At 71.7% G+C, this 16,529-nt stretch carries 17 protein-coding genes and 1 pseudogene; 8 read left to right on the top strand and 10 right to left on the bottom strand.

The window, feature by feature from the left end; all coding sequences use genetic code 11:
* The first annotated feature begins 10 nt into the window (after positions 1-10).
* Both C2L59_RS43545 and C2L59_RS43540 read left to right on the top strand, forming a co-directional pair.
* Complete coding sequence (locus C2L59_RS43545) at positions 11-1,303, top strand: FAD-binding oxidoreductase (RefSeq protein WP_103355426.1); 1,293 nt, start codon at positions 11-13, stop codon at positions 1,301-1,303.
* An 87-nt stretch (positions 1,304-1,390) separates the two neighbouring features.
* Complete coding sequence (locus tag C2L59_RS43540; protein ID WP_199199695.1) at positions 1,391-2,551, top strand: acyltransferase; 1,161 nt, start codon at positions 1,391-1,393, stop codon at positions 2,549-2,551.
* A gap of 189 nt (positions 2,552-2,740) precedes the next feature.
* Here C2L59_RS43540 and C2L59_RS43535 read toward each other — a convergent pair whose 3' ends face one another.
* Entirely contained in the window at positions 2,741-3,163 is a 423-nt protein-coding gene (locus C2L59_RS43535; protein WP_103355424.1) for a nitroreductase family deazaflavin-dependent oxidoreductase, read from the bottom strand.
* 99 nt (positions 3,164-3,262) lie between these two features.
* Between C2L59_RS43535 and C2L59_RS43530 the strand changes: the two genes are divergently transcribed.
* Positions 3,263-3,727 (top strand): MarR family winged helix-turn-helix transcriptional regulator, encoded by a 465-nt coding sequence (locus C2L59_RS43530; protein WP_103355423.1) that lies wholly within the window; start codon positions 3,263-3,265, stop codon positions 3,725-3,727.
* Here the strand turns inward: C2L59_RS43530 and C2L59_RS43525 are convergent.
* The 3 genes from C2L59_RS43525 to C2L59_RS43515 all read right to left on the bottom strand — a co-directional run bounded on the left by C2L59_RS43525 (position 3,724) and on the right by C2L59_RS43515 (position 5,600).
* Entirely contained in the window at positions 3,724-4,083 is a 360-nt protein-coding gene (locus C2L59_RS43525; RefSeq protein WP_103355422.1) for a PLDc N-terminal domain-containing protein, read from the bottom strand. The genes C2L59_RS43530 and C2L59_RS43525 overlap by 4 nt on opposite strands.
* A gap of 58 nt (positions 4,084-4,141) precedes the next feature.
* The gene (locus C2L59_RS43520; RefSeq protein WP_103355476.1) at positions 4,142-4,801 is read right to left on the bottom strand and encodes a hypothetical protein; all 660 of its coding nucleotides are present in this window, start codon (positions 4,799-4,801) and stop codon (positions 4,142-4,144) included.
* Positions 4,802-4,922: 121 nt separating this feature from the next.
* A complete protein-coding gene (locus C2L59_RS43515) occupies positions 4,923-5,600 on the bottom strand; it encodes a GNAT family N-acetyltransferase (protein WP_103355421.1) in 678 nt (225 codons plus the stop codon).
* 52 nt (positions 5,601-5,652) lie between these two features.
* Here C2L59_RS43515 and C2L59_RS43510 point away from each other — a divergent pair, with 52 nt between their 5' ends.
* On the top strand, positions 5,653-6,495 hold the full coding sequence (locus C2L59_RS43510) for a PaaX family transcriptional regulator C-terminal domain-containing protein (RefSeq protein WP_103355420.1): 843 nt from the start codon (positions 5,653-5,655) through the stop codon (positions 6,493-6,495).
* On the opposite strand, the gene C2L59_RS43505 is transcribed toward C2L59_RS43510, so the two are convergent.
* Positions 6,482-6,877: a RidA family protein gene (locus C2L59_RS43505; protein ID WP_103355419.1), complete on the bottom strand. Its 396-nt coding sequence runs from the start codon at positions 6,875-6,877 to the stop codon at positions 6,482-6,484. The genes C2L59_RS43510 and C2L59_RS43505 overlap by 14 nt on opposite strands.
* A gap of 66 nt (positions 6,878-6,943) precedes the next feature.
* Here C2L59_RS43505 and C2L59_RS43500 point away from each other — a divergent pair, with 66 nt between their 5' ends.
* A complete protein-coding gene (locus C2L59_RS43500) occupies positions 6,944-9,286 on the top strand; it encodes a bifunctional salicylyl-CoA 5-hydroxylase/oxidoreductase (protein WP_103355418.1) in 2,343 nt (780 codons plus the stop codon).
* Complete coding sequence (locus tag C2L59_RS43495) at positions 9,283-10,437, top strand: acyl-CoA dehydrogenase family protein (RefSeq protein WP_103355417.1); 1,155 nt, start codon at positions 9,283-9,285, stop codon at positions 10,435-10,437. The genes C2L59_RS43500 and C2L59_RS43495 overlap by 4 nt, the downstream gene beginning before the upstream one ends.
* Here the strand turns inward: C2L59_RS43495 and C2L59_RS43490 are convergent.
* Complete coding sequence (locus C2L59_RS43490; RefSeq protein WP_103355416.1) at positions 10,394-11,008, bottom strand: DUF2306 domain-containing protein; 615 nt, start codon at positions 11,006-11,008, stop codon at positions 10,394-10,396. The genes C2L59_RS43495 and C2L59_RS43490 overlap by 44 nt on opposite strands.
* A gap of 169 nt (positions 11,009-11,177) precedes the next feature.
* On the bottom strand, positions 11,178-11,576 hold the full coding sequence (locus C2L59_RS43485; protein ID WP_103355415.1) for a hypothetical protein: 399 nt from the start codon (positions 11,574-11,576) through the stop codon (positions 11,178-11,180).
* Positions 11,577-11,679: 103 nt separating this feature from the next.
* Here C2L59_RS43485 and C2L59_RS50520 point away from each other — a divergent pair.
* Both C2L59_RS50520 and C2L59_RS43480 read left to right on the top strand, forming a co-directional pair.
* Positions 11,680-11,961, top strand: a pseudogene (locus C2L59_RS50520) (multiprotein-bridging factor 1 family protein); the annotation flags it as partial.
* Positions 11,962-12,057: 96 nt separating this feature from the next.
* A complete protein-coding gene (locus C2L59_RS43480) occupies positions 12,058-13,116 on the top strand; it encodes a hypothetical protein (protein WP_233224014.1) in 1,059 nt (352 codons plus the stop codon).
* A gap of 1 nt (position 13,117) precedes the next feature.
* Here C2L59_RS43480 and C2L59_RS43475 read toward each other — a convergent pair whose 3' ends face one another.
* Genes C2L59_RS43475 through C2L59_RS43465 form a run of 3 tightly spaced genes read right to left on the bottom strand, consistent with a single transcriptional unit; the run spans position 13,118 to position 16,528 of the window.
* Positions 13,118-14,521, bottom strand: coding sequence for a GH1 family beta-glucosidase (locus C2L59_RS43475; protein WP_103355413.1), 1,404 nt, complete (start codon positions 14,519-14,521; stop codon positions 13,118-13,120).
* Between the two features lie 34 nt (positions 14,522-14,555).
* Positions 14,556-15,545, bottom strand: a complete 990-nt coding sequence (locus C2L59_RS43470; protein ID WP_103355412.1) for an ABC transporter ATP-binding protein — start codon at positions 15,543-15,545, stop codon at positions 14,556-14,558.
* The gene (locus C2L59_RS43465) at positions 15,545-16,528 is read right to left on the bottom strand and encodes an ABC transporter permease (RefSeq protein WP_103355411.1); all 984 of its coding nucleotides are present in this window, start codon (positions 16,526-16,528) and stop codon (positions 15,545-15,547) included. The genes C2L59_RS43470 and C2L59_RS43465 overlap by 1 nt, the downstream gene beginning before the upstream one ends.
* Position 16,529 lies beyond the last annotated feature (1 nt).

Genomic DNA, 16,529 nt, shown 5'->3' with positions numbered 1-16,529 from the left:
AGGAGCCGAGATGAACACCCTCCACCCAGGTCAGGACGGTTACGCCGAAGAGGTCGCCGGATTCCAGACGTCGGTGCCCAGCTCGCCCGCGGTGGTCGTCGCCGCCGAAAGCGCCGAGGACGTCGTGGCCGCCGTCCGCTACGCCGCCGAGCACGGGCTGACCGTCGCGGTCCAGGCCACCGGGCACGGCCTGACCGCCGGCACCGACGGCGTCCTGATCAGCACCCGCCGGCTGACCGGCGTCGAGATCGACCCGGCCGCCCGCACCGCCCGCGTCGAGGCGGGGGTCCGGTGGGAGGCCGTGGTCGAAGCCGCCGGGAAGCACGGGCTGGCGCCGCTCAGCGGCTCGTCGCCGGACGTCGGCGTCGTCGGCTACACGCTCAGCGGCGGGTTCGGGGTGCTGGCCCGCCGGTACGGCCGCGCCGCCGACCAGGTCACCGCCCTCGACGTCGTGACCGCCGACGGCGAACTCCGGCGCGTCGAGCCGGGCTCGGACCTGTTCTGGGCGCTGCGCGGCGGCCGCGACGGCTTCGGCGTCGTCACGGCGATCGAGTTCGGCCTGGTCCCGGTGGCCGAGCTCTACGGCGGCAGCCTCACCTTCGACGGCGCGGACGTGCCGTCGGTGCTGCGGGCGTGGCGGACCTGGTCGGCGGCCGCGCCGGACACGCTGACGACGTCGATCGCCCTGATCCGGTACCCCGACCTGCCGGCGCTGCCGGAGCCGCTGCGCGGCCGGCACGTCGCCCAGGTCCGGATCGCCTACCTCGGCGACGACGGGGACGACCTCGTCGCGCCGCTGCGGGCCGTCGCCCCCGCTCTGGCGGACACGCTGCGGGTGCTGCCGTTCACCGAGTCCGGGTCGATCGCGGCCGAGCCGCGGCAGCCGCACGGCTACCACGGCACCAACGCGACCGTGTCCCAGCTGAACGACGCCATGCTCGACGCGGTCCTCGAGCACGCCGGCCCGGGCGCGGCGACGCCGCCGGTGCTGATCGTCGACCGGCTCGGCGGCGCGCTCGCCCGGACCCCGGAAACCCCCGGCGTGGGCTGGGACCGCTCGGCCGAGTTCGTCGTCCGGGCGCTGTCGATGGTCGGCGACGACGGCGTCGCGGCGGTCCGGCGGGTGCACGCGAAGCTGTTCGACGCGCTGGCGCCGTGGACGACCGGGCGGCTGCTGCCGTTCGTGTACGGCGAGCACGCGCCGGAGGAGGTCGCGGAGAGCGTTTACCCGGCCGCGGACCTGCGCCGGCTGCGCGAGCTCCGCCGTCGTTACGACGCCGGAACCGTCTTCCGGGCGGGGTAATGCGGGTCCGGCCGGGCAAATGGCCCGGAAATGCGGGCCATATACTCGGCCGGTCGATCACACCGATGGGGGACCGCCTTGCGCACGATGAGCCACGAGGACTACCTCGGCACGCGGCGGTTCCCCGGCCTCGACGGCCTGCGCGCGCTGGCCGCGACGATGGTCATCTTCTTCCACTTCGGCGGTCCGAACTGGACGTGGCTGTCGGGCTGGGTCGGCGTTTACCTGTTCTTCGTGCTGTCCGGTTTCCTGATCACGACGCTGCTGCTGCGTGAGCAGGACCGGACCGGCCGGATCTCGCTGTCCAACTTCTACATCCGCCGGGTGTTCCGCATCCTGCCGCCGTACCTGGTGATCCTCGGCGGCATCATCGCGTTCGTCCTGCTGCGCGCCGAGTTCCTGGAACGCGGCTTCCCGCGCGCGCTGAAGTACTACCTGACGTTCCTCAACGAGTTCTTCCCGTCGACCAGCGACCACGCCGCGGACAACTTCTTCAGCGGCTCGTGGACGCTCGGCATCGAGGAGAAGTTCTACCTCGTCTGGCCGTTCCTGCTGGTGGCGATCGGCATCGGCGCGGCGAAGCGCAAGTTCCTGCTGGTGGCCGGCGCGATGGTGGTGCTGCTCGCGCTGGTCCCGGTGACCAGCGGCTGGACGCTGGCGGGGTCGAAGGTCGCGATCTACCACTCGACCATCCACTACTTCATCCTCGCGGGCGGCTGCCTGCTGGCGATCACGCTCCACTACCGCCGCGGCTACGCGCTGCTGAAGCCGTTGACGCACCCGCTGGCGGCGATCCCGATCGTCGCGGCGTTCCTGCTGCTGCAGGTGAACCTGGACACGGTGTGGACGGCGTCGGGGCAGAACCTGCTCTGGCTGGTGGCGTACGCGCTGCTGACGATGTTGCTGCTGATCGTCCTGGTGAGCCCGGGCCCGCTGCGCCGGCTACTGGGCACGGCCCCGATGCGGTTCGTCGGCGAGCGCTCGTACTCGCTGTACCTGCTGCAGGGACCGGTGCACTTCGTGGTGGTGCAGGCGGTCCCGGGCCTCGCCGAAAACCGGACGACGTCGGGCCTGGTGGTGTTCCTGGTCGGCCTGGCGATCGCGGACCTGATCCACCGCTGGGTCGAGAAGCCGCTGATCGACGTGGGCAAGCGCGTGATCGCCCGCAAGGAGGAGCGCCGCGAGCAACGCCTGGAAGCGGCCCGGCCGGCAGCGTCCCCCGCCGAGCCGGCTCCCATCGGCTCCTAGCTCGCCGCGGCCGCCTGGCTGCGGGGCGGCCCCGTCCCCTCGGAACGCGGTCGACCGCTCGACAGCGATGGCCGACCGCGAGCCGCCTGGCGAAGTCCAACGCAATTACGCTGGACCGCCGAGCCCGGCTGGCCATCGACGGCCCAGCCCGGTCCCCGCGTCGCACCCCGAGCCGGCCGCAGTCCGGTCCTAGCGCTCCAAGACCACGATCGGGATCAGCCGGTCCGTCTTCTTCTCGTAGTCCGCGAAGCCCTCCGCGTGCTCGACCATGCCCGCGTACAGGCGGTCGCGCTCCGCGCGGTCCGCGATCACCGTGGCCGTGCCCTGGAACTTCTCCGTGCCCACCTCGACCGTGACCTTCGGGTTGGCCACCAGGTTGTGGTACCAGGCGGGGTTCTTCGGGGCGCCGCCCATCGAGGCCGCGATGACGTAACGGTCGCCGTCGCGGGTGTACACCAGGGGGGACAGGCGCTCGGCGCCGCTCTTCGCGCCGATCGTCGTGAGCAAGAGCACGTTCTTGCCCTCGAACATGCCGCCGACCTTGCCCGCGTTGGCCCGGAACTCGTCGACGACCTGCTTGTTGAAGTCGTTCATCTCGGATGGCGTCGTCATGGGATCCCCTGTTTCTGGCCGGTACGCTCGACCGGACGCGCGGTACGCTCGAGCCGAAGCGTTTGCTTTGCAAACAAAGCTACCGAGAGGAGGCAACCGGTGTCAACGGAGGCCGGACCGAGTGTCGAGGACGGCGTGCGGCAGCTGCTGCTGCTCATGCCCCGCCTGGTCGGCCGCGCGAAGCGGACACCGGTGCCGGCCGAGCTCGACGGCTGCGCGCTGGCGCCGCGGCACCTCTCGCTGCTGTCGTACCTGCTCTTCGACGGCCCGATGACGGTGACCGAGCTGGCGACCCGCCTCCAGGTGGCGCCGACGACCGCGAGCCTGATGGTCGGCGACCTCAGCCGGCAGGGCGTGCTGAACCGCGACGAGGACCCGGCCGACCGCCGCCGCACGATCGTGAGCATCACCCCGGACAAGCGCCCGGCCGTCGACGCCTGGCTGGCCCGCGGCGCCAAGGCGTGGAGCGACGCGCTGACGCCGTTGACCCCCGCCGAGCGCCGGCTGGTGATCACGACGCTGGAAGCCTACGAACGCGGCACCTGCGAAGGGCCAGTCTGCTAGTCCTCGCCGCGCTTCTCGCGGGCCAGCTTGCGCTGGGCCTCCGCGCGTTCCCGGCACCGGCGGAGGAACTCCTCGTCGTCGTCCGGGCTCGTCGCCGCGAACCGGCCCGGGCGGTCGTACTCCGGGAACGCCGGCGTGGCGCGCTCGTACGGGCCGCGCGCCCGCATCACCTGCTGCGGGCGGCCCGCCACCAGCCAGACGATCGAGCCGACCAGCGGCACCACCAGCACCAGCAGCAGCCACAGGCCCTTCGGCAGGTTGCGGCAGGACGACTCGTCCGTCGTGATCACGTCGACCAGGCAGAAGATCCACAACCCGAACGTGACGATGCCGAGCAGACCATCCAAGTACAGCAATTCCCGACCTTCCCCCAGACGATGAACGCGGTAAGTCTTAGCAGAACCCGCCGGACCGTCAGCCGCGGGTCACCCGCAGCACGGCGGGCATCCGAAGATTCGGCGCCGCCACCCACGTCGTTTCCCGTTCTGTCAGGCGGAAACCGCGCAACGCCTCCAGAACGCCGGTCGCCAGGGCCACGGCGTGCCGCGAGCCCGGGCAGGCGCGCGGCCCGGCGCCGAACGGCGTCCCGGCGAGCGGCACCGTGACGTCCTCGCCGTCGATCCGGCGGCGGGTGGCGCGCACCGGCTGCTCGGCCGGTTTTCCGGTCAGGGACGCGAAAAGCCCGTTGCCGATGAGGCCCGCCGTCGCGTCGCAGGCCTGGACGAGCAGGCCGATCCGCGCCGCCGCGGGCTCGGCCGGCCCGCCGCAGGCCGCGAGGAGCCGGGTCAACGCCGCTTCGGCGGCCGCACCGGGCGTCACGTGCGGGTGGTACGCGGCCGCCACCGAGGTCACGTCGGCGGAGACGTCCGGCAGGCCCAGCGCCTCCGCGAGCACCCCGACCGGCACCGGGCGCGCGATCTCGGCCATCACGTCGACGACGTCGAGGCCGGTCATGATCCGGTGCGTGCGGTCGAAAGCGTTGGCCTGTAACGAGTCCGCGTCGACCGGGGCCAGCGCGTCCACCGCCAGCGCCCGCCGCCGGACGTGGTCGGGACCGTTGCTGAAGCGGGCCACGGACGCGCGCAGCCAGGCGACGCTGCCCAGCGGAACCTCGGTGGGCACGGGTGGAACGGGAGCGGAAAGCGCAGTCATACGGCGAAGTTAGCCGCGGGAAACGTCGGCGACGGCCGAAGCTTCAAAGCACGGACGACACCGGGAACCATGTCGCTTGCGGACCGTTGCAGCGCCTCACGCGCGGGACGTCGTGCTGGAACCACCAAGCCTCGGTGACCCGGCCGTCCGGCAGCCGGTACGTCGGCGGGCCGGCGACGCGGCCGAGGCCGGCAGCCTGCAGCGACCGCGCGCTCGCCACGTTCCCCACTTCGGCGCCCGCGCGCACCCGCGGCAGGCCCAGGTGGTCGTGCGCCAGGGTCAGCCCGGCCGCGAACAGCACCCGGCCGTGGCCGTGGCCGCGGTAGTCCGGGGCGAGGTAGCCGCCGGTCTCCGGGCCGCCGTCCTCGCCGGTGTGCACGCTGACCAGCCCGACGCAGCGGTTGGCCTCGACGTCGATCATCACCAGGTCGACCGACTGCGGGTCGGGCGCCGCCCAGTCCGGGCCGGTGCCGGGCACGACCCGCAGCGCGTCCGCCCGCGCCGGCTCGGCGACGATCGAATCGCGCTGCCAGCCGAGCCAGCGCTGTGCGGCCGGATCGCTGCCGCAGGCGACCGCGGCGGCGTACTCCCACGCGGTCGGGGTGCGGAACAGGAAGCGCCCGGCGCGCACCACATGGCCGTGCCGGTCGCAGGCCCGCTTGGTCATCAGGCGGCCGCGGCGGGTGAGCCGGTCGAAGATCCCCTTGGTGGCTGGCAGCATCGCGGCGAAATCGTAGCGGAGCGTTCCGGGCGAGAGTTGCTATCGTGGCCCGATGACGGCCGTACCCGACGCAACCGAACTGGACGGCTCCGGCCGGACGGCCCAGCCGCGTCAGCTGATCGTGACGGTGTACGGCCTTTATTCGCGCACCGAAGGGGGCTGGCTGTCGGTCGCTTCGCTGATCGACCTGCTCGCCGCCGTCGGCGTCGACGAGCCCGCGGTGCGCTCGTCGATCTCCCGCCTGAAGCGGCGCGGAATCCTCGAAGCGGTGCGCCGCGACGCGACGGCGGGCTACGAGCTGTCGGACGAAGCCCGCGAAATCCTGCGCGAAGGCGACGAGCGGATCTTTCGCCGCGCCCGTGCGACCCCGGCCGACGGCTGGCTCCTCGCGGTGTTCTCGGTACCGGAAACCGAGCGCCACAAGCGCCACCTGCTGCGCGCCCAGCTGGCCCGGATGGGCTTCGGCACAGCGGCCTCCGGCGTCTGGATCGCGCCGGCCCACCTCCACGGCGCGACCGAGGAGGCCTTGACCCGGCTCGGCCTGGCCGGCTACGCCGACCTGTTCCGCGCCGACCACCTGGCGTTCGGCGACGTCGCGGCGAAGGTCCGCGAGTGGTGGGACCTGGATCGCCTGGACGAGCTGTACACGACGTTCCTCGACGAGCACGGCCCGGCGCTGCGCCGCAAGTCCGTGACCGACGAGCAGGCGTTCGCCGACTACATCCGCGTCCTGACCGGCTGGCGCCGGATGCCCTACCTCGACCCGGGCCTCCCGGCGGAGTTCCTGCCGCGCGACTGGTCCGGAATCAGGGCGGCGGAGCTGTTCTTCGAGCTGCACGCCCAGCTGGAGACGCCGGCCCGGAGTTACGTCGCGAAGTCGATCAACCTCGGCTGAGCACCGCGAACCCCTGCACCTCGACCAGCGCTTCCTCGTCCCACAACCGCGCCACGCCGATGCCCGCCATCGCCGGGTACCGGGTGCCCGCGAGCCGCTTCCAGACCGCGCCTATCTCGCGGGCGTGGGCGCGGTAGTCGGCCATGTCGACGAGGTAGATCGTCACGCTGCAGAGGTCCTCCGGCGTGCCGCCCGCCGCGCGCAGGGACGCCAGCAGGTTGCCGAGGGCGCGTTCGAACTGCTCGACCACGCCGTCGCCGACGATCCGGTTCGACGCGTCCAGGGCGGTCTGCCCGGCCAGGAAGACCACGCGGCCCTCCGCCACCACCGCGTGCGAGAACCCGGACGGCTTGCCCAGCTCCGGCGGGTTGATGCGTTCCATGGGCCCACCGTACGCCATCTTTCGCGTTATTGACGGTCGTACCGCCAACGACATACCCTGGACGGCGTGCGAATCGCGGTCATCGGTGGCGGCCCGGCGGGTCTGTACTTCGCCGCGCTCGCGAAACAGCTCGGTCCCGGCCACGAAATCACCGTCTGGGAGCGCAACGCGCCGGACGACACCTTCGGCTTCGGTGTCGTGTTCTCCGACGAGACGCTCGGCGGCATCGAACACGCCGACGCAGCCGTCCACGAGGCGATGACGGCCGAATTCGCCCGGTGGGACGACATCGACGTGCACTACCGCGGCACGGTCACCACCTCGGGCGGCCACGGCTTCGCCGCGATGAGCCGCAAGCGCCTGCTCGGCATCCTGCAGAGCCGCTGCGGCGAACTCGGCGTCGGCCTGCACTTCCGGGAGGACGCGCCCACCGATCTGAGCGGCTACGACCTGGTCATCGCCGCCGACGGCGTCAACTCGGCGGTGCGCGCGCGGTACGCCGAGACGTTCCGGCCGACCGTCGAGACCCGCCGCTGCCGGTACATCTGGCTGGGCACGGACCTGGTGTTCGACGCCTTCAAGTTCTACGTCCTCGAAACACCGGCCGGGATCATGCAGATCCACGGCTACCCGTACGGCCGTGACGGCAGCACGTTCATCCTCGAGGTTCAGGAGGACGTCTGGCAGCGGACGTTCGGGCCCATCGCGGCGACGTCGCTCAACCCCGGTGAGAGCGACGAGAAGTCGGTCGCGCTGATCCGCGAATTGTGCGCGGACGTCCTCGACGGCCACCAGGTGACGGCCAACAACTCGAAGTGGGTCTCGTTCGGCACGGTCCGCTGCGAGACGTGGGTGCACGACAACGTCGTGCTGCTCGGCGACGCCGCGCACACCGCGCACTTCTCGATCGGCTCCGGCACGAAGCTGGCGATGGAGGACGCTCTCGCGCTGGCCGCGTGCCTGCACGAAAACGATGGTGTCGCGGCCGCCTTGAAAGCCTACGAACTGGAACGGCGGCCGGTCGTCACGTCGACGCAGCGCGCCGCGCAGGCCAGCCTGGAGTGGTTCGAGAACATCGCGCAGTACGCGCACCAGGAGCCGCCGCAGTTCGCGTTCAACATTCTCACGCGCAGCCGGCGCGTCACCTACGGCAACCTCCGCCTGCGCGACCCCGAGTTCGCCGCCGAGCTCGACCACTGGTTCGCGCGCTCGCTCGGGACGACGTCGCGGCCGCCGATGTTCCAGCCGTTCTCGCTGGGCGGGCTGGAGCTGCCGAACCGGATCATCGTGTCCCCCATGGACATGTACTCCGCGGTGGACGGTGTGCCGGGCGACTTTCACCTGGTGCACCTGGGCAGCAAGGCGTTGGGCGGCGCCGGGCTGGTGATGACCGAAATGGTCTGCGTCTCCCCCGAAGGCCGGATCACGCCGGGCTGCGGCGGCCTGTACACCGCGGAACAGGAAGCCGCCTGGAAGCGGGTCGTCGACTTCGTGCACGCACAGACGCCGGCGCGGATCGGTGTCCAGCTGGGACACTCCGGGCGCAAGGGCTCGACGAAACTCATGTGGGACGGCATCGACGAGCCGCTGGCGTCGGGCAACTGGGAGATCTGCGCCCCTTCGGCGTTGCCGTACTCCGAGCGGAACCAGGTTCCCCGCGAACTGTCCACTTCGGAGCTTTTGGAGATCCGTTCGCAGTTCGCCGCCTGTGCGGAGGCGGCCGCCCGCGCCGGGTTCGACGTCCTCGAACTGCACTGCGCGCACGGCTACCTGCTCTCGTCGTTCCTCTCGCCGCTGACCAACCAGCGGACCGATTCCTACGGTGGCTCGCTGGAAAACCGGCTGCGCTTCCCGCTGGAGGTCTTCGACGCCGTCCGGGCCGCGTGGCCGGCGGACCGGCCGATGACGGTCCGGATCTCGGCGACCGACTGGTGCGAGGGCGGGATCGACGCCGACGACGCCGTCGAGATCGCGCGGGCGTTCGCGGCCCACGGCGCCGCGGGCATCGACGTCTCGACCGGCCAGGTCGTCAGCGAGGAGCGGCCCCAGTACGGGCGCAGCTACCAGACGCCCTACGCCGACCGGATCCGCAACGAAATCGGCGAGGAGTACGGGATCGCGGTGATCGCGGTCGGCGCGATTTCGTCTTACGACGACGTCAACTCGCTGATCCTGGCCGGCCGCGCGGACCTGTGCGCGCTGGGCCGCACCCACCTCTACGATCCACAGTGGACATTGCACGCGGCGGCCGAGCAGGGGTACCCGATGCCGTGGCCGAAGCCGTTCGCCGCAGGCAGCCGCAAGCCGCAGACGGGCCGGTCCGACGGGCCGGAGCCGCGGCTCGACCTCGTCCGGTCCGGGCCGGCGGGGACCGCCCATGCCCGCTGGCGACCGGGAGCGTCCTCATGACTTTCGCACTGGATCCCGCCCAGCAGGCGTTTGCCGCCGAAGTGCGTCGGGTGGCTGCCGAACAGCTGCTGCCGATCGCGGAGTCCGGTGTGGAGGGTGCGGTGAACCGCCCGCTCCTCAAGGCGATGGGCGCGCTCGGCCTGCTCGCGCGGCTCTTCCCCGGCGTCGCCTCGGGTACGCCGTCGCGGCAGGCGGCCGCGACGGACCTGTGCATCCTGCGGGAGAACCTCGCCACGGTGAGCACGGAGGCCGAGACGGCGCTGGCGTTGCAGGGCCTGGGAAGTTACCCGGTGCTGCAGTCCGGACAGGACGATCAGGTGGCCCGGTGGCTGCCGGCGGTGGCGGCGGGTGACGCGGTGGCGGCGTTCGCGCTGACGGAACCGGACGCGGGTTCGGACGCGGCCGCGTTGTCCCTTTCGGCGGAGCCCGACGGCGACGGCTGGCGGCTCACCGGCACGAAGATGTGGATCTCCAACGCCCCGGAAGCCGACTTCTACACGGTGTTCGCCCGCACGACCCCGGGCGCGGGCGCCCGCGGGGTCAGCGCGTTCGTCGTCCCGGGCGACCGCGCGGGGCTGTCCGGCGAGCATCTGGACCTGGTGAGCCCGCACCCGATCGGCACGGTGACGTTCGACGGCGTTTCCGTGCGGCGCGAGGAACTGCTCGGCGACGAGAACCGCGGTTTCGCCGTGGCCATGCGGACACTGGACCTGTTCCGCCCGAGCGTCGGCGCGTTCGCGGTCGGCATGGCCCAGGCCGCGCTGGACGCCACCGTGGACCACACCGCCGAGCGCGAGGCGTTCGGCGGCCCGTTGATCAAGCAGCAGGCGGTGGCGCACACCCTGGCCGAGATGGCCACCCGCACGGAAGCGGCCCGCCTGCTGGTCTACGCGGCGGCGGGCGCGTACGACGCGGGCGAGCCGAACCTCGGCGGCCGCGCGGCGATGGCGAAGCTGTTCGCGACCGAGGCGGCGCAGTTCGTCGTCGACTCGGCGGTCCAGCTGCACGGCGCCCGCGCGTTGCGCCGCGGGCACCTGCTGGAGCACCTGTACCGCGAGGTCCGGGCGCCGCGGATCTACGAAGGCGCGTCGGAGATCCAGCGGACGATCATCGCGCGCTGGCTGGCTTCCGCTCGAGCCACCACTGGCTGAGCAGCAATAGCGAAACGACGCTCAGCGCGGCGGACACGGTGGCCGCGCTGAGGATCATCGTCTCCTTGTCCAGGCCGCGCGGCAGCACCACCAGGAAGCCGACCGGCGACAGGGCCCGGGTCATCAGCGTGTTCATGCACATGGCGAAGCTGCGGATCATCCACCGCCGGTGGTCGCCGTACCGGCGTTGCCGCACCGCCCGCCACCCGGCGACGGTGAAGCCGAGCCACAGCAGGGCGGCCACGACGTCGAGCGCCCCGACCACCGGCCCGAACGGGCTCACGGCCCCGATCGTCGCGGCCATCACGGCGGACGGAACGGCACCGCCGAAGACGTAGACGCGCCCGATCCGGCGGTGCGCGACGGGGTGGTTGCGGCGCAGCCAGGGCCAGACCTGCAGGATGACGCCGACGATGGCGACCGTGCCGAAGGCGATGTGCGCAACGAGGAACCAGTAGTGCGCGGCGAACCCGGGCGGCGCGGGAACGCGGGAGCGCGCGGGATCGAGCGTGAGGTAGGGCGGCACGGAGTAGGCGAGGAAGACGGCGACGACCAGCGCGAGCGGCGCCACCCAGGGCCGCCGCCACCACCTCGGCTGTCGCTGAGCGGGCGCGGGTCTGGCTTCGGTTCCGACGGTCACGGCAACCCCCAAGGTCGGCTGCCTGCCGACGTTAGGGGTACCTCCCGGCGGCGGCCATGGGGCAGGCCGCCGCCCCGACGGTAGGGCGCTCCCTACCGCCTCACAACATCGCGAAGACAGTGGTCTCGTCGATCCGGCCGACCGGGCCGCTGCCCCGCCGATGATTCCTCAGTTCACCCCGCACGGCCTGCGCGACCCGGTCCACGACAGCGTGGCCGGCAGCGCCGCAGACGCCGATCAGAAAGCCCCCTCCGGCGATGTCGGCCAGCCCCCGAGCGAGAATCCGCGTAACCCCGGGCAGGCCGGTCAAGTCTCCGGAGAAACGCTGAAGCACGAGACACCCGTACGGGTAACCACCGCCCACGACGAGAGGCCGGGGGAACGCAATCCGCCCGGCATCCAGTTCCCGGCCGAGCCGCTGCGCGAACGCGGCGGCACCGCAGGGATCGGAACACGCGTCCGCTGCCGCGAACACAGCCATGGCCAACGAACGTTCCATTCGCCTCCCCTTTCCTGCGCACGGTTACACCGAACCGCGGCTGAGGCGCTGGGCCTATCGGCCTTGAGCATCGTGCACATCGTTTGCAGATGATTTGCAGGTGATGCAAAATTGCTCGTCATCGGCCTGGGCGAGCTATCGTGGAGAGCATCGACCCCGCCCAGGGGAGGCCACGATGATTCGTGACGGCGCAGCCGATCGCCTGCCCGGCCGCCCTCGCCGGCCCGGCGACGTCGTCCGGATCGCCCGGTCCGCCGCGGGCTGGACGCAGACTGCGCTCGGCCGCCGGTGCGGGTGCTCGGCCAGCCAGATTTCCCGCTGGGAAACCGGCCGGTCACCGCTTCGTGACGTCGGGATTCTCCGTGTTCTGGCCACCGCACTGGACTTGCCGATCGAAGTCTTCGGGCTCATTCCGGATAACCCACACGGTGTGTCCGGCAGGACGCTGCCGGTTCGTTGGCCTACTGTTGGCCCGGTTCCGGTGACGAACCCCGAGGAGGACGACCCGATGCGGCGTCGCACTTTGCTCGCCGGGGCGGGCGGGTTGACCGCCGGCGCGCTGGTCGGTGCCGGGCCGGTGTACGCCGCCACCGACCCCATCCGCGCACTCGGGGCCGCGCTGCTGAACCCACCCATGGCGAAGGCGGAGCCGATCTCGCTCGACGAGCTCCGGCGGGCCGTGGCCGTCGCCCGATCGGTCTTTCAGCAGGCGAAGTACGGCGAGGTCGCCGCACTGATGCCGCAGGTGCTGGCGCGGGCGATGGCCACCCGCGCGGAACTGAACAGCACCGACGGTGTCGCCGCGGCCAACCGGCACCTCGCCGAGCTCTACGCCTTGACGTCGGAGCTCATGATCAAGGTGAGCAACGATCGGCTCGCCTGGACGGCAGCCGACCGGGCCCTGCAGGCCGCGGACGCCTCCGGCGATGCCCTCACCCAGGCGACGACCCGGCGCAGCTGGGGAATCGTGTTGCGCCGCTCCGGCCAGGCCGAGACCGCCCGCCAGCTGGTCCTGGACACCGCCGCGGCCCTGCAGCCCGGGTTGCACCGCGCCCCCGACTACCTCTCCGTCTACGGGACACTCCTCGAAACCGGGGCGTACACCGCGGCCGTGGACGGCGACCGGGACACCGCGAAAGCACTGATCGCCGAAGCGAGCAACGCTGCAGCCAGAGTCACGGCAGGCCCGTCGGCAACCGCGTTCAACCCCACCGCGGTCGACCTCTACCAGGTCAGCATCGCCCGGGTGCTCGGCGATTCCGGCACCGCGATCGAGTACGCACGCCGCATAGATCCGCTTGCGATCCCGGTGGTCGAACGGCGCGCCCGCTTTTACTCGGACGTGGCCCGCGCCTTCCACCAGTGGGGCAAGCCGGAGCCCTGCTACCGCGCCCTCCTGGCCGCCGAGCACGCCTCACCTGACGAAGTCCGCTACCGCCCGGCCATCCACCGGATCACCGAGAGCCTGATCCGGCACCCGAACGCACGCAACCTTCCCGGTTTGACCGCGTTCGCGCGCCGGACCGGCGTCCCGGTATGACTCAGCTGCCCCGGACCCGGCGGACCGTGTCGCGGTAGAAGTACCCGCTCTGCTTGATCGTCCGCTCCTGCGTCTCGTAGTCCACCCGGACCAGGCCGAACCGCTTCGCGTAGCCGTACGCCCACTCGAAGTTGTCCAAAAGGGACCATGCGAAGTACCCGCGGACGTCCGCCCCCGCCTGGCGGGCCGCCGCCACCGCCGCGATGTGGGAGGCCAGGTAGGCCGTTCGGGAGTCGTCGCGGACGAAGCCCGACGAATCCGGGTCGTCGTCGAAGGCCGAGCCGTTCTCCGTGATGTACATCGGCAAGCCCGGGTAGTCGCGGCCCAGGCGGGTCAGCAGCTCCGTGAACTTGCCCGGCAGGATCTCCCAGCCCATCGCCGTCGTCGGCTCGCCGAACGGGATCACGCGGGACGCCGGGACGCCGTCCGCGTCGACGGCGGAACCCGCGTCGTCCACGCCCGAGAACTGCTGGCCGAAGTAGTAGTTCACGCCGAGGAAGTCCAGCGGCGACGAGATGACCGAGAGGTCGCCCTCCTGGATCGGGAGGCGGACTCCGCGCGAAGCCAGGTCGTCCACCACGTCGTCCGGGTAGCGGCCGTGGACCAGCGGGTCCAGGTAGATGCGGACGCCGAGGCCGTCGGCCTGGCGGGCCGCGCGGACGTCCTCCGGGGAGTCCGTCGCCGGGTCGGCCGTGCACATGTTGAGCGTGATGCCGAACTGCGTGTCCGCCGGCGCCGCCTCGCGCATCCGCTGCGTCGCCAGCCCGTGGCCGAGCAGCAGGTGGTGCACCGCGTGCAGCCCCGCCGCGTAGTCACGCCGGCCCGGGGCCATCACGCCGTGCACGTACCCGTGCATCGCCGAGCACCACGGCTCGTTCAGCGTCGTCCAGTGGCGGACCCGGTCGGACAGCCGGTCGAACACGAGCATCGCGTAGTCCGCGAACCGGTACGCCGTGTCGCGCGCCGGCCAGCCGCCCGCGTCCTCCAGCTCCTGCGGAAGGTCCCAGTGGTACAGCGTCAGCCACGGCGTGATCCCGCGGCTCAGCGTCTCGTCGACGAGCCGGTCGTAGAACCCGATGCCCGCCTCGTTGACGCCGCCGCGGCCGTGCGGCTGGACCCGGGGCCAGGACACGGAAAACCGGTAGGTGTCCGCCCCGAGGGAGCGCACCAGCTCGATGTCCGACGGCATCCGGTGGTAGTGGTCGCACGCCACGTCACCGGTGTCGTTGTTGTCGATCGCCCACGGCACCTGGCAGAACGTGTCCCAGATGGACGGTGTGCGCCCGTCTTCCGCGACCGCGCCTTCGATCTGGTACGCGGCGGTGGCCACGCCCCAGCGGAAGTCCGGCGGCAGGGTGTCGATCAGCGCCTGCTGCTCGGCGGTCGCGGCGGTGGTCTCGGTCAAGGCGGCTCTCCTCCAGGGGTACCGGACAGGACGGTCAGGAAGTGGCGACCGGGTGCAGCCAGCACGCCACTTCGCGCGCCGGGTCGCCGGGCGTGCCCAGCAGGGGGACGCGGTCGGGACACGGTTCGAATGCCTTGGGGCACCGCGGGTGGAACGCGCAGCCGGCCGGCATCCCCCGGGTGTCCGGCGGCGATCCGGGGATCCCGGACAGCTCGCGCCGCGGCCCGCGCAGCGCGGGGAACGAGTTCAGCAGGCCGTGGCTGTACGGGTGCAGGGCGTCCCGGTAGAGGTCCGCGGCCGGCGCCTGCTCGACGATCCGGCCGCCGTACATGATCGCGATCCGGTCCGAGAACTCCACCAGCAGCGACAGGTCGTGCGTGATGAACAGGACCGAGAAGCCCAGCCGTTCCCGCAGTTCCACGAGCTGGCCGAGGATCTGCCGCTGCATGACGACGTCGAGCGCGGTGGTCGGCTCGTCCATGATGACGATCCGCGGCTCCAGCGCGAGCGCCATCGCGATCATCACGCGCTGGCGCATGCCGCCGGACAGCTGGTGCGGGTACGCCTCCAGCCGGTCGGCCGAGATCCCCACCAGCTTGAGCAGGTCGCGCGCCCGGGCCACCCGGCTCGCCTTCGTCGACTTCGGCTCGTGCGCCTTGATGACGTCGACGAGCTGGGTGACCACCTTGTGCACCGGGTTCAGCGAGTTCATCGCGCCCTGGAACACGATCGACGTCTCCGCCCACCGGAAGTCGCGCAGCTGCTTGTCCGTCAGGCGGAGGACGTCGTACGGCTCGCCGTCCGCGGGGTGGTAGATCACCTCGCCACCGCGGATGACGCCCGGCGGCGCCAGCAGCCGCGTCAGCCCGTAGGCCAAAGTGGACTTTCCGCTGCCGCTTTCCCCGGCCAGGCCGAGGACCTCGCCGCGGTGCAGCGTCAGGTGCACGTCCCGGACCGCCCGGACGGCCTCGTCGCCGACGCCGTAGTCGACGTCCAGGCCCTTGATTTCCAGCACCGGATCCATCACGGCTGTTCCTCCCGCCCGAGCACGGGGGTGAAGCCCACGCGCATCCGGTGCGTCCGTCCGTCGGCGCCCTTGACGCGCGCCTTGCCGCCGCCGCGCAGCCGCGGGCTGACGAATTCGTCGATGCCGAAGTTGAGCAGGGACAACGCCGTGCCGAGGATGGCGATCGCCAGCCCGGCCGGCGCGAACCACCACCACGCGCCCTGCGCGAGCGCCTGCTGGCTCTGCGCCCAGAACAGGATGGTGCCCCAGTTCCAGTTGGACAGTCCCGAGACGCCGACGAACGCGAGGGTGATCTCCGACATCACGGCGAAGATCACCGTGCCGACGAAGCTGGACGCGATCACCGCGGTCAGGTTCGGCAGGATCTCGAAGAAGATGATCCGCCACGTCGATTCGCCGGTCGCCCGCGCGGCTTCGACGTATTCCCGGCCTCTCAGGGACAACGTCTGCGCCCGGAGGACCCGCGCGCCCCACGCCCACGACGTGAAGCCGATGATCACCGCGACCAGGATGTCGCCGCCGGTGGGCACCGCGCTGCCGATGATGATGATCAGCGGCAGCGCCGGGATGACCAGGAACACGTTGGACAGTGCCGAAAGCCCTTCGCCCGGCGTACCGCCGAGGTAGCCCGACGTCACGCCGACGATCACCGCGAGGATCGTCGCCACGATCCCGGCGGCCAGCCCGACGAGCATGACGCTGCGCGTGCCGACCACGACCTGGCTGAAGATGTCCTGGCCGAGGTGCGTGGTGCCGAACCAGTGCCGGCCCGACGGCGACTCCAGCAGGTCGCTGCTGCGCGCCGACGGGTCGTACGGCGCGATCCAGTCGCCGATGATCGCGATGACCAGGAAGAAGCCGATGACGACGACGCCGGTGACGGTCTTGCCGCCGGCGAGGAACCGGAAGCGGCGCCGGCGCGCGACCGCTTCGAGCGGGAGGGCCTGGGCGGCCTTGACGTCCGCCGCGGGTACGGCCATG

It is taken from the genome of Amycolatopsis sp. CA-128772, assembly GCF_002904295.1.
Classification (GTDB): Bacteria; Actinomycetota; Actinomycetes; order Mycobacteriales; family Pseudonocardiaceae; genus Amycolatopsis.
Note: the sequence above shows the minus strand (reverse complement) of the source record. Positions and strands in the feature narration are given on the sequence as shown.